This is a genomic window from Streptomyces sp. NRRL F-5126 (genome assembly GCF_000721265.1).
Classification (GTDB): Bacteria; Actinomycetota; Actinomycetes; order Streptomycetales; family Streptomycetaceae; genus Streptomyces.
The window spans coordinates 63,553-80,553 of the sequence record NZ_JOFZ01000012.1 but is presented as its reverse complement, the minus strand read 5'-3'; the positions used below and the strand labels follow the sequence as shown (position 1 = coordinate 80,553).

General features: G+C 72.9%; 13 protein-coding genes. 6 read left to right on the top strand and 7 right to left on the bottom strand.

Translation table 11 applies throughout. The features are described from left to right. Positions 1 to 2: 2 nt before the first annotated feature. The gene (locus IH48_RS0125195) at positions 3 to 1,331 is read left to right on the top strand and encodes a TerD family protein (RefSeq protein WP_199810000.1); all 1,329 of its coding nucleotides are present in this window, start codon (positions 3 to 5) and stop codon (positions 1,329 to 1,331) included. Continuing rightward, positions 1,328 to 2,089: an SDR family NAD(P)-dependent oxidoreductase gene (locus IH48_RS0125190; RefSeq protein WP_030909036.1), complete on the top strand. Its 762-nt coding sequence runs from the start codon at positions 1,328 to 1,330 to the stop codon at positions 2,087 to 2,089. Before IH48_RS0125195 ends, IH48_RS0125190 begins: the two co-directional genes overlap by 4 nt. 72 nt (positions 2,090 to 2,161) lie before the next feature. On the opposite strand, the gene IH48_RS0125185 is transcribed toward IH48_RS0125190, so the two are convergent. The 3 genes from IH48_RS0125185 to IH48_RS0125175 all read right to left on the bottom strand — a co-directional run bounded on the left by IH48_RS0125185 (position 2,162) and on the right by IH48_RS0125175 (position 6,900). Continuing rightward, positions 2,162 to 5,452 carry a discoidin domain-containing protein gene (locus IH48_RS0125185; RefSeq protein ID WP_078850018.1) on the bottom strand — a complete coding sequence of 1,097 codons (3,291 nt, stop codon included), beginning with the start codon at positions 5,450 to 5,452 and terminating at the stop codon, positions 2,162 to 2,164. 195 nt (positions 5,453 to 5,647) lie between these two features. Beyond that, positions 5,648 to 6,124, bottom strand: a complete 477-nt coding sequence (locus IH48_RS0125180; RefSeq protein ID WP_030909030.1) for a GNAT family N-acetyltransferase — start codon at positions 6,122 to 6,124, stop codon at positions 5,648 to 5,650. Continuing rightward, entirely contained in the window at positions 6,121 to 6,900 is a 780-nt protein-coding gene (locus tag IH48_RS0125175) for an IclR family transcriptional regulator (protein WP_030909027.1), read from the bottom strand. The genes IH48_RS0125180 and IH48_RS0125175 overlap by 4 nt, the downstream gene beginning before the upstream one ends. Positions 6,901 to 7,076: 176 nt before the next feature. Here IH48_RS0125175 and IH48_RS0125170 point away from each other — a divergent pair, with 176 nt between their 5' ends. The 4 genes from IH48_RS0125170 to IH48_RS0125155 all read left to right on the top strand — a co-directional run bounded on the left by IH48_RS0125170 (position 7,077) and on the right by IH48_RS0125155 (position 13,240). Continuing rightward, entirely contained in the window at positions 7,077 to 8,609 is a 1,533-nt protein-coding gene (locus IH48_RS0125170; protein WP_030909024.1) for an aldehyde dehydrogenase (NADP(+)), read from the top strand. 218 nt (positions 8,610 to 8,827) lie between these two features. Continuing rightward, the gene (locus tag IH48_RS0125165; RefSeq protein WP_030909021.1) at positions 8,828 to 9,307 is read left to right on the top strand and encodes a MarR family winged helix-turn-helix transcriptional regulator; all 480 of its coding nucleotides are present in this window, start codon (positions 8,828 to 8,830) and stop codon (positions 9,305 to 9,307) included. Further along, a complete protein-coding gene (locus tag IH48_RS0125160) occupies positions 9,304 to 12,084 on the top strand; it encodes an FUSC family protein (protein ID WP_051840556.1) in 2,781 nt (926 codons plus the stop codon). The genes IH48_RS0125165 and IH48_RS0125160 overlap by 4 nt, the downstream gene beginning before the upstream one ends. Before the next feature lie 97 nt (positions 12,085 to 12,181). Beyond that, a complete protein-coding gene (locus IH48_RS0125155; RefSeq protein WP_030909016.1) occupies positions 12,182 to 13,240 on the top strand; it encodes an aminotransferase class V-fold PLP-dependent enzyme in 1,059 nt (352 codons plus the stop codon). A 78-nt stretch (positions 13,241 to 13,318) separates the two neighbouring features. On the opposite strand, the gene thpD is transcribed toward IH48_RS0125155, so the two are convergent. The 4 genes from thpD to ectA form a co-directional block, all read right to left on the bottom strand. Beyond that, positions 13,319 to 14,218: an ectoine hydroxylase gene (thpD, locus tag IH48_RS0125150; protein ID WP_030909013.1), complete on the bottom strand. Its 900-nt coding sequence runs from the start codon at positions 14,216 to 14,218 to the stop codon at positions 13,319 to 13,321. Positions 14,219 to 14,300: 82 nt separating this feature from the next. Next, complete coding sequence (locus IH48_RS0125145; protein ID WP_030909010.1) at positions 14,301 to 14,696, bottom strand: ectoine synthase; 396 nt, start codon at positions 14,694 to 14,696, stop codon at positions 14,301 to 14,303. Between the two features lie 164 nt (positions 14,697 to 14,860). Beyond that, entirely contained in the window at positions 14,861 to 16,147 is a 1,287-nt protein-coding gene (gene ectB / locus IH48_RS0125140) for a diaminobutyrate--2-oxoglutarate transaminase (protein WP_030909007.1), read from the bottom strand. A 161-nt stretch (positions 16,148 to 16,308) separates the two neighbouring features. Further along, positions 16,309 to 16,887, bottom strand: a complete 579-nt coding sequence (gene ectA / locus IH48_RS0125135; protein WP_078850017.1) for a diaminobutyrate acetyltransferase — start codon at positions 16,885 to 16,887, stop codon at positions 16,309 to 16,311. Positions 16,888 to 17,001 lie beyond the last annotated feature (114 nt).

The window sequence follows — 17,001 nt, the reverse complement described above, 5'->3', positions numbered from 1 at the left end:
GCATGACTGCTATGACCCCGGGCTCGAACCTCCCGCTGCCCAGCGCGAACGTGACGGTGGACGTCGCCGCGCCCGTACGCCTCGACGTGTCGGCGCTGCTGCTCACGGCCGCGGGCAAGGTCCGCTCCGACGACGACTTCATCTTCTACAACCAGCCGTCGGGCCCCGGGGTCACCTATCGCTCCGGCGGTGGATCGGCACCCGACGCGATCGCGGTCGACACGGCGGCGGTCCCCGCCGGCATCGAGAAGATCGTCGTGACCGCCAGCCCGGACGCGGCGGGCGCGACCTTCCGCGGCACGGAGCCGACGGCGACCGTGCGCGGCGGCGACGGCGCCGTCGCCGCGACGTTCACGCCGTCGGGGCTCGGCGCGGAGACGGCGCTCGTGGTCGTCGAGATCTACCGGCGCGGCGGCGGTTGGAAGGTGCGCGCGGTCGGGCAGGGGTACGCGAATGGGCTCGCGGGCATCGCCACGGACTTCGGCGTCTCGGTGGACGAACCGGCGGACGCCCCTGCCGCGCCGGCGCCCGCCCAGGCGCGGCCGCCCGCCCCGGCCCCGGCCCCGTCCGCGCCCCAGGCGCCGCCGTCCGCGCCCTCGCCCTCCTCCTGGCCGACCGCGGCCCCGGCCGCCGCCACGCCGCCGTCCCCGCCGACGCCTTCGTACGCGCCGGGCGGACCGCCGGCCGGGCAGACCCCGCCGGCGCCGCCCGCTCCCGCTCCCGCAGCGCCGGCCGCAGCGCCGGCCGCCGGAGGGAAGATCAACCTCGACAAGGGGCGCGTCAGCCTGCGGAAGAACCAGACGGTCTCGCTGGTCAAGGGCGGCCGCCCGCTCCTGTCGCGCGTGCGCATGGGCCTCGGCTGGGAGCCCGCGTTCCGCGGCAAGGACATCGACCTGGACGCGTCGGTCATCGCCTACGGCCCGGACCGCAGGCACCTGGACAGCTGCTACTTCGGCAAGCTGACCATCCTCGACGGCGCCGTCAAGCACTCGGGCGACAACCTCACGGGCGAGGGCGCGGGCGACGACGAGGCCATCGTCGTCGACCTCGGCAGGCTGCCGGCCGAGGCGACGGGCCTCGTCTTCACCGTCAACTCCTTCTCGGGCCAGAAGTTCACCGAGGTGGCCAAGGCGTACTGCCGCCTGCTCGACGCCGAGACCGACGAGGAACTGGTCCGCTTCGACCTCACGAACGCCGAGCCCCAGACAGGCGTCATGATGGCCAAGTTGATCAGGCAGTTCTCGGGGGAGTGGGAGATGACGGCGATGGGTGACTTCGTGAAGTCGCGTACGGTGCGCGGCATGGTCAAGCCGGCCGCGCAGGCGCTGTGACGGCCGCGGGCCGCGGCGTCCTCGTCACGGGCGCCTCGCGCGGCCTCGGCAGGGCGCTCGCGACGGCGTTCGCGGCCAACGGCGACCGGGTGGCCGTGCACTACGGCAGCCGCGAGGAGGACGCGCGCGAGACGCTGCGCTCGCTGCCGGGCGGCGGCCATGTGCTGGTCGGGGGCGACGTGTCGGACCCGGCGGGCGCGGCGCGCGTCGCGGATGCGGCGGACGAGGGCCTCGGCGGGGTGGACGTCCTCGTCAACAACGCGGCCGTCAACGACGCGCACCCGCCGCTCGCCACGCCGTACGAGGAGTTCGCTGAGTTGTGGCAGCGCCACGTCGCGGTGAACCTGACCGCGCCAGCGCTGCTCGCGCACCGCGTGGCCGGGCGGATGGTGGAGCGCGCGGTGGGCGGCCGGATCGTCAACGTCGGCTCGCGCGGCGCTTTTCGCGGCGAGCCCGACTACCCGGCGTACGGCGCCTCGAAGGCGGGGCTGCACGCGCTCGGCCAGTCCCTCGCGGTGGCACTGGCGCCGCACGGCATCGCCGTGGCGTCGGTGGCGCCCGGCTTCATCGGGACGGAGCGGGTCGCGCACCGGCTGTCGGGCGCGGAGGGCGAGGCGATCCGGGCCCAGTCCCCGTTCGGCAGGGTCGCGACGCCCGACGAGATCGCGGCGGCGGTGCTGTGGCTGGCATCGGAGGCGGCGCAGTGGGCGTCGGGCACGGTGCTCGACATGAACGGGGCCTCGTACTTGAGGACGTGAGCGCCTGAGCGCCGGGCGTGCCCCGGCCCCGGAGGGTGGTCCTCCGGGGCCGGGGCCTTGCACGGTGCACCGTCAGGTGACCGTCCACACGAAGGCCGCCGTGGCCCGTGCGCCGGCCGGGATGGTGGCAGTGACCGTCACGGTGTACGTGCCCTTCCGCGTGGCCCTGCCCTTGATCACCCCGTCCTTCGTCAGGCGCAGCCCCTCCGGCAGGCCGGCCGCCGTGTACGAGGCGGCCGCGGCCGACGCCTGCACGGGCAGGGACACCGAGGCGTGCGCCGGACTGCTCATGCCGTGCGGGGCGGCGAGCGTGAGCTCGCCCGACGTGCCACCGACCGCGGACGGCGCCGCCTCGGCCGCCCTCGCCACCGACCCGGCCGGGACGTCGAGCGTGCCCGACAGCGGCAGGTTCCGCGACGAGTCGCCGACCCGGACGGCGAACGTCCCCGCCGGGGTCGTCCAGCCGTTCGACGACGTCGACCAGTACGCGAGGTCGTGCGGCGTCAGCGGGAACGACACCGTCGCGCTCGCGCCCGGCTGGAGGTCCACCCGCTGGAAGCCCTTGAGCTGCTTCGCGGGCTCGCCCGCCGCGGGGGAGCCGAGGTAGAGCTGCGCCACCTCGGAGCCCGCGCGCGTCCCGGTGTTCGTCACCGTCGCGGTGACCGTGCGGTCGCCCGCGCCGTCCGGGGCGCCGATCCGGAGTCCGGAGAAGCCGAACGACGTGTACGACAGGCCGTAGCCGAACGGGAAGAGCGGGGCGATGCCCTTGTCGTCGTACCAGCGGTACCCGACGTCGAGCCCCTCCGAGTACTGCACGTCCGTGCCGTCTCCCGGCCACTGCGCCGTCGTGTGCGCGGGTACGTCCGCGAGGCTCTTGGGGAACGTCACCGGCAGCTTGCCGGAGAAGTCGTCGTCCCCGTACAGCAGCCGGGCGATCGCGGTGCCGACCTCCTGGCCCGCGTACCAGTTCTCCACCACGGCCTTGACCTGGCCGAGCCAGGGCATCGTCACCGCGGACCCGGTGTTGAGCACCACGACGGTGTCCGGGTTGGCCGCGGCGACCTGCGAGATCAGCGAGTTCTGGTCGCCGGGCAGGTCGATGCCGGTCAGATCGGTGCCCTCCTGCTCGCCGTAGCTCGCGAACACGATCGCCACGTCCGACGACCTGGCGAGCGCGACCGCCGCCCCGATGTCCGTGGCGTCGTCGTACCGCACGTCCACACCGCTGCCCGCGCGCGCCGTGATCCCGTCGAGCGGTGAGACGGTGCCCGAACTGGTGGCGGTCGCGCTGCCGCCGCCCACGCTCCGCACGCCCGCGCCGCCGTCGGCGCCGAGGACCGCGATGGACTTGGTGGCGGACGTCAGCGGCAGCACGCCCCCGTCGTCCTTCAGCAGGACGGAGCCCTGCTCGGCCACCTGCCGTGCGACGTCCTGGTGGGCGGCGGTGGTGACGGTGGCGGTCGGTGAGCCGGTGTTCTTCTTGTCGAAGAGGCCGAACGCGAACATCTGCGTCAGCACCCGGCTCACCATCGTGTCCAGCGTCGACTGGCTGACCTGCCCGTCCGCCACCGCCTGCGCCAGGAAATCGGCGTAGAAGTAGCCGCCGGGCATCTCCACCGTCATGCCGTTGTCGGCGGCCTTCACGGTGGAGTGCGCACCGCCCCAGTCGCTGGTGACGAAGCCGTCGAAGCCCGCCTCCTGGTAGAGCGCGGTGTTCAGCAGCGCGCCGCTGTCGCAGTCGTAGTCGCCGTTGACGGTCGCGTACCCGCACATCACGGACGCCGCGGCGCCCTGGCCCACCACGGACTGGAAGCCGGGCAGGTAGACCTCGTTGAGGGTCCTGGGGTCGACGATGGCGTTGTCGGCAGGGCCGTTGCGGTTGGTCTCCTGGTTGTAGACCGCGACGTGCTTGGGCTCCGCCATCACGCCCTGGCTCTGCAGGCCCCGCACGTTGGCGGTCGCCATCGACGCCGTGAGGTACGGGTCCTCGCTGTAGGTCTCGAACGCGCGGCCCCAGCGGGGGTCGCGGTCGATGTTCAGCGTCGGGCCGAGCGCCACGCCCACGCCCTTGCCCGCGAACTCGGCGCCCGCGACGGCCCCGTACTGCTGTACGAGCAACGGGTTCCAGGTCGCGGCGGAGGAGACGGCCGACGGCAGTTGCGTCACGCCGCCCATGCCGTCGCCGACCCCGCTGGGACCGTCCTGGAAGCCGACGTCGGGTATGCACAGGGACGGGATGCCCGAGAGGTTGCCGATGTACGGGGACGCGTTGCCGTTGCCGTGCAGCAGCGAGATCTTCTGCGCCTGCGTCATCTCGGCGAGCACCTGGCCGACGCGGGTGGCGACCGGCGCGGTGGAACCCACCCACGGGCAGTCGCCGTTGCCGCCGGACGGCGGCGGGGTTCCCCCGGGGGTCAGCACGCTGAACTCCCACAGCGAGTAGCCGTACGCGGTGGCGCGCTGTGTCCCGTACATGCGCACGTAGCGGGCGCTGGTGGGGGAGAAGCTGATGTTCTCCGTACCTCCCTTGCCCGACGTCGTGGAGTAGACACTGGCCCAGTCGGTGCCGTTCGCCGAGACCTGGATCCGGTACGCGGTCGCGTAAGCGGTCTCCCAGGTGAGCTGGGCGCCGCAGACGGTGGTGGCGGCGCCCAGGTCGACCTGGATCCACTGCGGGTCGCTCGCCGCGCTCGACCAGCGCGTACCGGCGTTGCCGTCGAAGGCGGCGGCGGCCGTGAAGCTCGCGTCCTGCACGGACGAGGCCGTGGCCGGCTTGCCGAGCGCGGCGGTCGCGGTGCCGCAGGGCTCGTCGCCGGTGCCGCCGTCGCTGGAGCCTCCGTACACCTGGAACTCCCAGAGGGAGTAGCCGTAGGCGGTGCCGCGCTGCGTCCCGTACATCCGCACGTACCGGCCGGAGCCGGAGACGGGGAGCGTCTGGTTGCCGCCGGTGCCCGTGGTGGTCGAGTAGACGGTGGTCCAGTGGGAGTCGTCGGTCGAGGTCTGGATCTGGAAGGCCTTCGCGTACGCGGTCTCCCAGTCCAGCGTGACCTGCGACAGTGCCTGGTCCGAGCCGAGGTCGACCTCGAGCCACTGCGGGTCGCTGCCGGGGGCGCTCGACCATCGGGTGCCCGGGTCGCCGTCGACGGCGGAGGATGCGGGGAAGACGGAGTTCTCGGTGGAGGAGGCCGTGGCGGTCCTGCCCTGCGACAGCAGGACGGGCCCCGCGGCACGGGAGCTCGCCGCGCCGGCGCCGAGCAGAGTGCTGGTGGCGAGCACGAGGAAGCCGACGAGGAGGGCCAGGCGCGACCGGCGCTGCCGGGTGCCTCGGCGGGATCTCGGCGGACGGGACACGACAAGGGGCATGGGGGTGCCTCTCACTCGGAGAGCGCTCTCAGGATGAGCCGATGATGTGCCGTTGCCCGGTCCGCGTCAAGAAGGTGAACGAATATCGGGACGAGGGGAGTTGGGGGGATCAAGAAGTGAAGGGTGAAAGTGCGCGCACGTGGCGAGGGCGGTGGCGGCCCGGCGCGGGCACTCGCGCCCGGTCGCGCCCGGGGCTCAGCGCAGGGTGAGGTGCAGCTCGCGGACCGGGCCGCGCCGCGCGTTGGCGTACCCCATGGCCTCGCCCGTCGGCTCGAAGCCGCACGCGCGCAGGACGCGCAGCGAGCCTTCGTTGTCCGCCGCCGCGTGCGCGTACAGGGGGCGCTCGTCCGGCACGAGCGCCAGGAGCGAGCGCAGGGCGCGCGTCGCGACGCCGCGCCCCCACAGCGCGCGGTCGATCCAGTACGTGACCTCGCGCTCGCCCGGCTCCCCGTAGAGACCGGTCATCCCGCCGACGGCGCCGTCCACGAGGACGGTCCGCAGGACGTTCGTGCCGCCGGGCGCACGGATCCGGCTCCAGTGGGCGTCGAAGTGCGCCCGGTCGTCCGGGTCCTCGTGCGTGAACGCCGCCATCCTGACGGCCCGCGGGTCGCGCATCATCGCGAAGAACAGCGGGAGGTCCTCGTCCAGGACCTCGCGCAGGGTGACGTTCACAGGTGCCTCGTCGCCAGCGTCAGCCGGTCGCGCGCGTCGAACAGGGCGTCCCTGATCGACTGTTCGTGCGCGGGCGTGAGCCGGGCCACCGGCACCGAGCAGCTCACCGCGTCGCGCGCCGGCGTGCGGTAGGGGATGGCGATACCGAAGCAGCGCAGGCCGAGGGTGTTCTCCTCGCGGTCGACCGCGTACCCGCGCTCCCGCACCGACTTCAGCTCCTCGATGAGATCCTCACGGTCGGTGATGGTGTGCTCCGTCAGCGCGGGCAGCGTCTCCGGCAGCATCTTGCGCACCTGCTCGTCGCTGTACGTGGACAGCAGCGCCTTGCCCAGGGACGTCGAGTGCGCGGGCAGCCTGCGGCCGACGCGGGTGAACGGCCGAAGGTAGTGCTGCGACTGGCGGGTGGCCAGGTAGACGACGTTCGTGCCGTCGAGGCGCGCGAGGTGGATCGTCTCCGCCGTGTCGTCGGAGAGCCGGTCGAGCGCGGGGCGCGCGGCGGCGACGACCTCGTCGCCGTCGATGTACGAGGTGCCCACCAACAGGGCGCGCACGCCGATGCCGTAGCGTGTTCCCGTCGCGTCCGTCTCCACCCAGCCGAGCTCGACCAGCGTGCGCAGCAGCATGTAGAGGCTGGACTTGGGGTAGCCGACGGCTTCCTGGACGGCGGCGAGCGAATGCATGCCGGGGCGGCCCGCGAAGTACTCGAGCAGCTCCACCGTCCGTACCGCGGACTTGACCTGGGCCCCGCCCGCTCCACCCGTCTCGACACTCGGCATAACGTCTCGCCCGCCCCTTCTCCTGACCGTTCGCGACGGCCTTGACCACACAGAACGCCGGAAATAGAGTCCCAGAAGATTCACTATCGGGAACCGTGTTCAGAATACCGAACGAACACTACCGAATTCAGCCTTGGAACGGCCCGCAGGCCCAGGCCCTTGGGAAGGAAGCCGCGGTGGCAGCAGCACCAGTCTGGAGTGTCGACCCCCGCACGGGGAAGCAGCGCGAGCACGTCGCTGACGAGGCGACGGCCGAGGAGGTCGACCTCGCGGTCCGCAGAGCGCACGCGGCCCGCGCGTCGCTCGCCGACCGAGCCACACGCGCGGCACTGCTGCGCACCGCGGCCGACCTGCTCGACGAGGCCGGTGAACACGTGATCGAGGCCGCGGACGCCGAGACCGCGCTCGGCCCCGCCCGGCTGACCGGCGAACTCGCGCGCACCTCCGCGCAGTTCAGGGCGTTCGCGGAGGCGGTGGACGACGGCTGGTTCCTCGACGTGCGCATCGACCACGCGGACGCGACGCGCACCCCGCCCTGGCCCGACCTGCGCCGCTACAAGGTGCCGCTCGGCGTCGTCGCCGTCTACGCGGCCAGCAACTTCCCCCTCGCTTTCTCCGTCCCCGGCGGCGACACGGCGAGCGCGCTCGCGGCGGGCTGCCCGGTGATCGTCAAGGCGCACCCCGACCACCCCGCCACGTCCGAGCTGTGCGCGTCGGTGATCCGCAGGGCGGCGGCGCAGGTCGGCCTCCCCGAGGACGTGCTGATCCTGGTGCACGGCTTCGAGGCCGGCGTCGCGCTCGTGAAGCACCCGCTCGTCGCCGCGGCCGGGTTCACCGGGTCGGTACGCGGCGGCCGCGCGCTGTACGACGCGGCCGCGGCCCGGCCCGAGCCGATCCCCTTCCACGGCGAGCTCGGCTCGCTCAACCCGGTCGTGATCACCGAGGCGGCAGCGGCCGAGCGCGCGGACGAGATCGGCGCGGGGCTCGCCGCCTCGATGTCCTCGGGCGTCGGCCAGTTCTGCACCAAGCCGGGCTTCGTGCTCGCGCCCGAGGGCGAGGCGGGCGACCGGCTGCTGACGTCCCTGACGGCCGCCGTGAGCGAGACCGAGCACGGCGTGATGCTCGACCACCGGATGCGGGACGCCTTCATCGCGGGCATCGAGCGGCGGGCCCGGCTCGACGGCGTCGACGCGCCCGTCACCCCCGGCGCGGGCAGCGAGCACACCGTCAGCGCGGGCTTCCTCACCGTCGCGGCCTCCAGGCTCGCGGCCGGCGGCGACCACGACCTGCTGCTCGAGGAGTGCTTCGGACCTGTCACCGTGGTCGCGCGCTACACCTCGGCCGACGAGGTCGGCGCGGTCCTGTCGCGGCTGCCCGGCAACCTGACGGCGACGCTCCACCTGTCGCGGGGCGAGGGCGACGGCGGTGAGCCGGGCGCCGCGGAGCTGCTGGCCTCGCTGACCCCGCTCGCCGGACGCGTCCTCGTGAACGGCTGGCCCACCGGCGTCGCGGTCGCCGACGCGCAGCAGCACGGCGGCCCCTACCCGGCCACGACGTCGACGTCCACCTCCGTGGGCGCGACCGCCGTCGAGCGCTGGCTGCGCCCGGTCTCGTACCAGTCGACGCCGTCGGCGCTGCTGCCGCCCGAACTGCGCGACGAGAACGCGCTCGGGCTGCCGCGCCGGGTGGACGGTGCGCTGGAGAAGTGAGCGCGGCGGCGTACGGCGGGTGATTTCCCTCACCCGCCGCACGCCCCCGGCGTACGCCCGGTCACCGGGCGGGAGGCGCTTGGGGCAAGGCGAGCCAGGGAATGCATCACTCACGCGCCCGGCGTACGGCACCGGGCCAGAAAGTACTTGACCGCCCCTTGACCCCTCAGTGTCCGCGACGGTAATGGGGATCCATCTCCGTCTTATATAATTGCTATATGCATTCATCACCGGTCCCCGACGAGCAGCGCGTACTCGACGCCGCTCGCGGGTTGCTCCGGGACATCGGCCGGCTGTCGTACGACCTGTACCGGGCCGGTGACTTCGGCCTCTCCCGCAGCCACACCGCCGTCCTCGACGCCCTGGAGACGCGCAGCCGGCGCGTCACGGAGCTCGCGGCCTTCACCGGACTCACCCAGCCCCGCGTCACCGTCGTCCTGCAAGAGCTGGCCGAGGGCGGGCTCGCCGAGCGAGTGCGGTGCGCCACCGACCGCCGCGCGGTCGACGCGTCCATCACGCCGGCCGGCCGCCGGTACCTCGAAGACGCCCGGCGCCGCATGGCCGCCGCGATCCACGCCGGCCTCACCTCGCCCGCGGCGCCCGCAGAGGACCCCGAGCGGACCGTCGCGGCCGCACGCGACGCCGTCCGCACCCTCCTCGATGCCCTGCACGCCCCCACCGAAGCGGAGGTCAGTTGACCGCCCCCGTCCCCACGACGACCGCCGCGGACGCGGCGCGGACCACCGGCACCACCGATCACCACCACTCCTCCCACACGCTCCCCGTGGCCCCCCGCCGCGTCGGCGGCCCACGCCACTGGTGGGACTGGGTACTCGCCGCGGACCCCGGGCTCGGGCAACTCCAGGCCGGCTGGCGCTCCGCCATATCCATGGTCACCGCGCTCGCCGTCGGCTACGGCATGGCCGTCGCGCTCGGCATGCCCGCCATACTCGGCATGATGGTCGGCGGCATGATGGGCCTGATGAGCGCCTTCGCGGTCGCCGAGAACACGGCCCCGCGCCTCGCCCGCGCCATCCTCTGGATGCCGTTCCCCTTCTCCGCCGTCCTGCCGCTGAGCGCCACGCTGCGCGACGACAGGCCGCTCGAACTCGGCGTCATGGGCTTCGGCCTCGCCCTCACGTTCTTCCTCGCCCGCTTCGGCACGCTGTACCTGCTGACGGGCATGATGCTGTTCAACTCGTTCCTGGTCGGCATGATGGCCGGCATCCCGCTGAACATGTGCTTCAAGGCGTTCCTCGTCGCACTCGCCGCCTGTGCGGGCGTACTCGCCGCACGGCTGCTGCTGTGCTACCCGATGCCGCGCGAGGACCTGCTGCGCACCCAGCGTGCCTTTGTCGTGGAAGCACGCCGGGTGGCGGACGCGGCTGTCGAGGCGCTCGACCCCGACGCGGCCCACGACACCGCAGTCAAGCGGATGCGGCGCAGCCTGCGCCGCCTCAACATGACCACCGTCATCATCGACGGGCGGCTCGCGCAGCCAGAGGTCGCCGCCGACCCGGAGACCGCCGAGTCCCTGCACCGCCACCTCTTCGACGCGGAACTCGCGCTCCAGGGCATCGGCCAGGCAGTCCAGCAGCTCACGCGCCTGCGGATGACGCCCGCGCTGCGCGAGACCGTGGTCATCGGCCTCGTCATCGCGCGCGGCACGCCGCTCGGCCGCGCCGGCGCGCTGCGCCCCGCCGCCCAGCTCATCCAGCAGGAGGCCGCGGCGGTACTCGCCGCGAGCCCCGCGCCGACCACGGACGAGGCCGAGGCCGCGGCGCTCGCCGACCGGGTGGGCGGCCTCCTCGACTCGCTCGCGGAGTCGCTCGCCCGGTGGCTCGCCCTCGGCTGGGACGCGCCGTCGGCCGGTGCCCGGGTGCCCTTCAAGCCCACCGTCGCGCTGGAGCAGAACCGTCCGGCGGGCACGGGCGCGGTGGCGCGCCGGCTGTCTGCCGCCCAGAACGTCAAGGGCTGGCGGCGTGCCGTCCCCTACCTGCGGCTCCCGCTGCACGCGGGCGTGGCCGTCGCGATCGTCTGCCCGATCGCGGACGCCATCGACCCGAGCCGGTTCTACTGGGGTCCGATCGGCGTCATGATCACGCTGTTCGGCACGAACACCACGCACGACCGCGTCAGGAAGTTCGGCCACCGCATGGCCGGCACGGCCGTCGGCGCCGTCGTCGGCATCGTCCTGCTGCACCTGATCGGACCCGGCCACACCTACGCCACCCTCGCGGTCATCGTCGCCGGCCTGTCGATCGGCGCCTGGGGCATGCAGCGCGCCTACGCGATCTGGGTCGTGGGCCTCGTCACCGCGCTCGTCCAGCTGTACGGGCTGACCACGCCGTACAGCGGCATGGACCACCTGCTCTTCGAGCGCCTGATCGACAACGGCATCGGGGTCGCCGTCGCCACCCTCTGCGCCGCGCTGATCTTCCCCGTGTCCGGCGGCCGGCTCGTCCGCGAGGCCGAGCGCGGCTACGCGGCGGCGATCGAGCAGCTGATCTCCCAGGTCGCGGAGCGCTGGAAGGACCCCGGGGCGCCGGTCAGGCTGCGCGGCGCCGCGCGCGGGGTGGACGCGGCGATGTTCCAGATCCAGGGCGTCGCACGGCCCCTGGTCAAGATGCCGGTCGGCGTGCGGGGACCCGCGGGCGAGGGCCGCCTCGCCCTGCTCACCAACGCCACCGCGCACGCACGCGCGCTCGCCGCCTCCGCCGACGTGGACATCGACCTGCCGCCCCGGCTCACCGCCAGGATGGAGCAGATCACGCGGCTGTTCACCGAGTCGCTCGGCGCGCTCGACCGGCGCCTGGCCGCCGGGACCACCGGGGCCGGGGACGGGTCCGCGGAATGGGTCAGGATCGGACCGCTGGTCTGCGACCTGGAGGGAGCGCTCACCGCGCCGTCCGGGCCGCGCGCCGACCGGCTGCACGCGGCGCTGCGCGAACTGGCCGCGCTGGACGAGGCCATGGCCGGGTACGCGGAGGCGCGCGGCCTGCGGGTCACGACGACGACGGCGTACGGCCGGGGGGCCGTGCAGGCGCCCGCACCCATCAGGCACACGACGCCGTCCTGGGCGAAGGACACCGCTGACGACGACGCACACGGCACGCGCCCGCACGGCAAGGGCCGGCACGCGGCGGCGCAGCACGGTGCCGCCGCCCGGCGCGCGCCGCAGGCGCCGGACGCGTACCCCGCCTCGGGCGCGGTGGCCGTCACGGGAAGCCTGCGCTGCGCCGACCATCCGGCAGGGTGCGACGCGTGGATCACGGTGGTCAACGACCGCGGCAAGCGCCGCGCCGGGGTGCGCGCGGTCGGCGGCAGGTACCGCGTCGCGGGGCTGGAGCCCGGCCGCTACACGCTCATCGCCTCGGGCGCGGCGCACCCGCCGCGCGCCGAGTACCTGTCGGTGCAGCAGCAGGACGGCGAACTGCGCCACGACATCCAGCTGGACGCGGCACGGCACGCCTGACGCGCCGTACGCCGCCCCCCGTATAAGTCGCGCTTATCGATCAGACGCGACCCGTGGTGATTGACGCGGGTTGCCGGTTGATCCAGGCTGGCTGCCCATGGACACCTCGAACCGCCTCGGCGGCACCGAATTCGCTCCGGACACCGCGTACCTGAACACGTCGAACTGCGGCCTGCTGCCGCGCGGCGCGGTGGCCGCCGTGCAGGAGCTCGCCGCGGCCAACGCGACGGGCCGCGGCGGCCGCGGCGCGGGCAGCTTCGAGTCGGTGGACGCGGCGCGTGCCTCGTTCGGGCGGCTCGTGGGCGTGCCCGCCGAGCGTGTCGCGGTGGGCAGCGCCGTCTGCGTGCATGTGGCCGTGGTCGCGGCCTCCGTCCCCTCGGACGGCGAAGTCCTCGTGCCCGAGGGGGACTTCAGCTCACTCCTGACGCCGTTCTCGGTGCGCGGCCTGACCATCAGGCAGGTGCCGCTCGAACGGCTCGCCGCGGCGGTCGACGCGCGCACCGCGCTCGTCGCGCTGTCCGCCGTCCAGTCCGCCGACGGCCGGATCGCGGACCTGCCCGCGGTACGGGAGGCCGCCGCGGCCCACGGTGCGCGCACGCTCCTCGACGCCACGCAGGCTGCGGGGTGGCTGCCGCTTTCGGCGGGGGAGTGGGACTACACCGTCACCGGCGGCTTCAAGTTCCTGTGCAGCCCGCGCGGCACCTCGTTCCTCACGGTCACGGAGCGCGCCCAGGAGACCCTGGCGCCGCTGCACGCGGGGTGGCTCGCCGGCGCCGACCCGTGGCGCAGCACCTACGGCCCTGTCACCGAACTCGCGCCGGACGCACGCCGGTTCGACGAGCCCGCCGCCTTCCTCGCGTACCACGGCGCCGAGCGCTCGCTGGCGCTGCTCGAAGAGGTCGGCGTCGACGCCGTGCACGCCCACGCCACGGCGCTCTCGAAGCGGTTCCGCGCCGGCCTGGCCGAAGCGGGGCACGACGTCGTCGCCGCGGCGGACTCGGCCGTGGTGGGCGTGCCGGGACTCGGCGGCCGGCAGGACGCCCTGCGCGCGGCGGGCGTGGACGCGTCGGTGCGCGCGGGCAACCTCAGGCTGTCGTTCCACCTGTACAACACGGACGCGGACGTGGACAGGGCGCTTGAGGCGCTCGCCGGCTGACCCGGCCCGATCCCCTCTGGACACGGGTGTGGGGACGGAGGCAGGCCTCCGTCCCCACACCCGTTCACCTGGGCAGCGTCACCGTACCGGGGTGAAGTCCCGCGCTCCGATGAAGTCGGGGCGCCGGATCGGGGCCGCGTACGGCTCGACCGCGGCGTTCTCCACGCTGTTGAACACGACGAACACGTTGCTGCGCGCGTAGGGCGTGATGTTGTCGCCCGAGCCGTGCATGCAGTTGCAGTCGAACCAGGTCGCCGAGCCGGCCTTGCCCGTGAACAGCTTGATGCCGTGCGCGTCCGCCATCCGCGTCAGCGCCTCGTCCGACGGCGTGCCCGCGTCCTGCATCTGCAGCGACTTCTTGTAGTTGTCCTCGGGCGTCTCACCGGCGCACCCGAGGAACGACTTGTGCGAGCCGGGCATGATCATCAGCCCGCCGTTGGTGTCGAAGTTCTCCGTCAGCGCGATCGACACCGACACGGCGCGCATGTTCGGCATGCCGTCCTCGGCGTGCCAGGTCTCGAAGTCCGAGTGCCAGTAGAACCCGGAGGCGCCGAACCCCGGCTTGAGGTTGATGCGCGACTGGTGCACGTACACGTCCGAGCCCAGTATCTGCCGGGCGATGCCGACGACGCGCTCGTCCCGTACGAGGGAGGCGAAGACCTCGCTGATCTTGTGGATCTCGAAGACCGAGCGGATCTCCTGCGAGCGCGGCTCCACGATGGAGCGCTCGTCGGCGCGGATGGCCGGATCCGTGGTCAGCCGGTCGGCCTCGGCACGGAACCGTGCCACCTCGTCGGGGCCGACCAGCTGGTCGATGGCGAGGAACCCGTCGCGCTCGAAGGCGCCGAGCCCGGCGGGCTCGATCGGGCCCGGGGCGTCCGGCACGGACCACACGACCGGGTCCTGGCGCGGGGTGGTCACCTCGGTGGCGCCACGCGTCGGGTAGAGGTCCTTGGGGCGGGCTGGGGCGGTGGTCATGGTCTTCCTTCCCCGGTATTCCGTGGAATCCCGGACTTCCTCGTTGCTTTCAAGCGATCCTTCGGGTGTGCCGGGACTGTGCTCAGTCCTCGGTCAGCAGGGGGTACGCACCGTTCTCGTCGTGCTCCTCGCGGCCCGTCACCGGCGGGTTGAAGACGCAGATGACGCGGAAGTCCGACTTGGGGCGCACGGTGTGGTGCTCGTGGCCGTTGAGCAGGTACATCGTGCCGGGCGTGATGTCGTACACCTGCCCGGTCTCGTCGTCGGTGACCTGGGCCTCGCCCTCGACGCACAGCACCGCCTCGATGTGGTTGGCGTACCACATCGACGTCTCGGTGCCCGCGTACATGATGGTCTCGTGCAGGGAGAAGCCGACCTTCTCCTTGGCCAGGACGATCCGGGTGCTCTCCCACGTGCCGGACTCGGCCTTGATGTGGCGGTCGGTGCCCTTGAACTCCTGGAAAGAACGGACGATCACGGTGTGCTCTTGCCTTTCTCTTCATACGAACGTATGACGCCGGGGGGCCGGGACGCAGCCCCCGGGCGCCCCCTGGACGGCGCCAGGGTGTGTGACGGCCGGGGGACCCGGTGGGATGGCTCCCGCGGGTCCGCACGGCCGGGCACGGCTGGTTGCGCGGGCGTTCAGACCCCGGCCGGTACGCACGCGGTGTCACGCACGGCGCGGTCCAGCGTCCGCAGTCCCTCGTCGAGCTCCTCCGGCGTGGTGGTCAGGGCGGGGAGCAGCTTGACGACCTCGCTCTCCGGGCCCGAGGTCTCCAGCAGCAGCCCGAGCTCGAAGGCGCGCCTGCACACGGCGGTGGCCCTGGGCTTGTCGTGGAACTCGATGCCCCAGACCAGGCCGCGGCCGCGGAACTCGGCGCCGCCGCCCGCGCTCTCCGAGCAGATCCCCACCAGGGCCTGCTCGACCTGCTCGCCGCGGGCGAGCGTCTGCTTCTCCATCTGGCCGTCGGCCCAGTACGTGTTCAGCGCGGCGGCGGCCGTGACGAAGGCCGGGTTGTTGCCGCGGAACGTGCCGTTGTGCTCGCCCGGCTCCCAGACGTCCAGCTCGGGGCGGAACAGGCACAGCGACATCGGCAGCCCGTAGCCGCTGATGGACTTCGACACCGTGACGATGTCGGGCACGATCCCGGCCTCCTCGAAGGAGAAGAACGGGCCGGTGCGGCCGCACCCCATCTGGATGTCGTCCACGATCAGCAGCATGTCGTGGCGGTGGCACAGGTCGGACAGCGCGCGCAGCCACTCGGGGCGCGCCACGTTGATGCCGCCCTCGCCCTGGATGGTCTCCACGATCACGGCGGCGGGCTTGTTCAGGCCGGAGCCGCGGTCCTCGAGGAGCCGCTCGAACCAGAGGAAGTCCGGCACCTTGTCGTCGAAGTAGTGGTCGAACGGCATCGGCGTGCCGTGGACCAGCGGGATGCCGGCGCCCGCGCGCTTGAAGGCGTTGCCGGTGACCGCGAGGGAGCCGAGCGACATGCCGTGGAAGGCGTTGGTGAACGAGACCACGGACTCGCGGTTCTTCACCTTGCGCGCCAGCTTCAGCGCGGACTCCACGGCGTTGGTGCCCGTCGGACCCGGGAACATGACCTTGTAGGGCAGGTCGCGCGGGCGCAGGATCACGTTCTGGAAGGACTCGAGGAACGCGCGTTTCGCGGACGTGGCCATGTCGAGGCCGTGCGTGATGCCGTCCCGCTCGATGTAGTCGATCAGCGCGCGTTTCAGCACCGGGTTGTTGTGGCCGTAGTTGAGTGAGCCGGCTCCGGCGAAGAAGTCGAGGTACGTGTGGCCGTCCTCGTCGGTGATGTGGCTGCCCTGCGCGCGGTCGAAGACGGCGGGCCAGCCGCGGCAGTAGCTGCGCACCTCGGACTCGGTGGTCTCGAAGACGCTCAGGGCGGGCGGGGTGATGGTCACAGCGGTCTCCTGCGGTGCGGAGGAACGGAGGTTGTCCGGGACGAGTGGGAGGTCGGCGGGGCGAGCGGCCCGATGGGGCGCTTCGGCCCCGGTGCCGCACGCAGCGCGGCGCCTGCGCCGTGGTCGGGCCGTGCGCCGTGGCGGTGCGGGTCGTGCGGGGCTCAGCCGGAGGTCAGCGGCGTGATGCGGTAGAGGACCTCGGGGGCGTGTGCGGTGTCCCCGTCCTCCGGGAAGAGGCCGCCGGCGAAGAGGACCTCGCGGTCCAGTGCCGCGCCGCGGCGCGCCGCGTAGGCGGTGAACATGCGGTCCGAGGGAACGTTGTCAGGGGTCACGGTGGTCTCGAGGGCGGTGACGCCGAGTTCGCCGGTCACCCGCGCGGTCAGCTCGTCGAGGAGGGCGCCGGCGATCCCCTTGCCGCGGTGGGCGTCGTCGACGGCCACCTGCCAGACGACGAGCACGTCCGGGCGCTGCGGCCTGACGTAGCCGGTCACGAAGCCCATCGGCTCGCCGGCGGTGTCCCTCGCGACGACGGACGTGGCGGCGAAGTCGCGGCACCACAGCAGGTAGCTGTACGAGGAGTTGAGGTCCAGTACCTCGGAGTCACGGGCGATGCGCCAGATCGCGGCTCCGTCCTCCACTCGTGGAGTGTCGATCACGAATGATCCCTGGGATGGTGCTCCCGGGGACGCTGAGGTGAATTCGCCACTGGCGCCTGCAAGGTCTGCTTGTGCGGCGGTCATACGGATTGAATTTACCGAGCAAATTCAAAAGATGCATCCGGGAAAGGGGTTGGGAGAAACGGGGTCTTGTGTTATCACGCGGGCGCGACCTCGAACACCGAGAGCGGCGCTTGG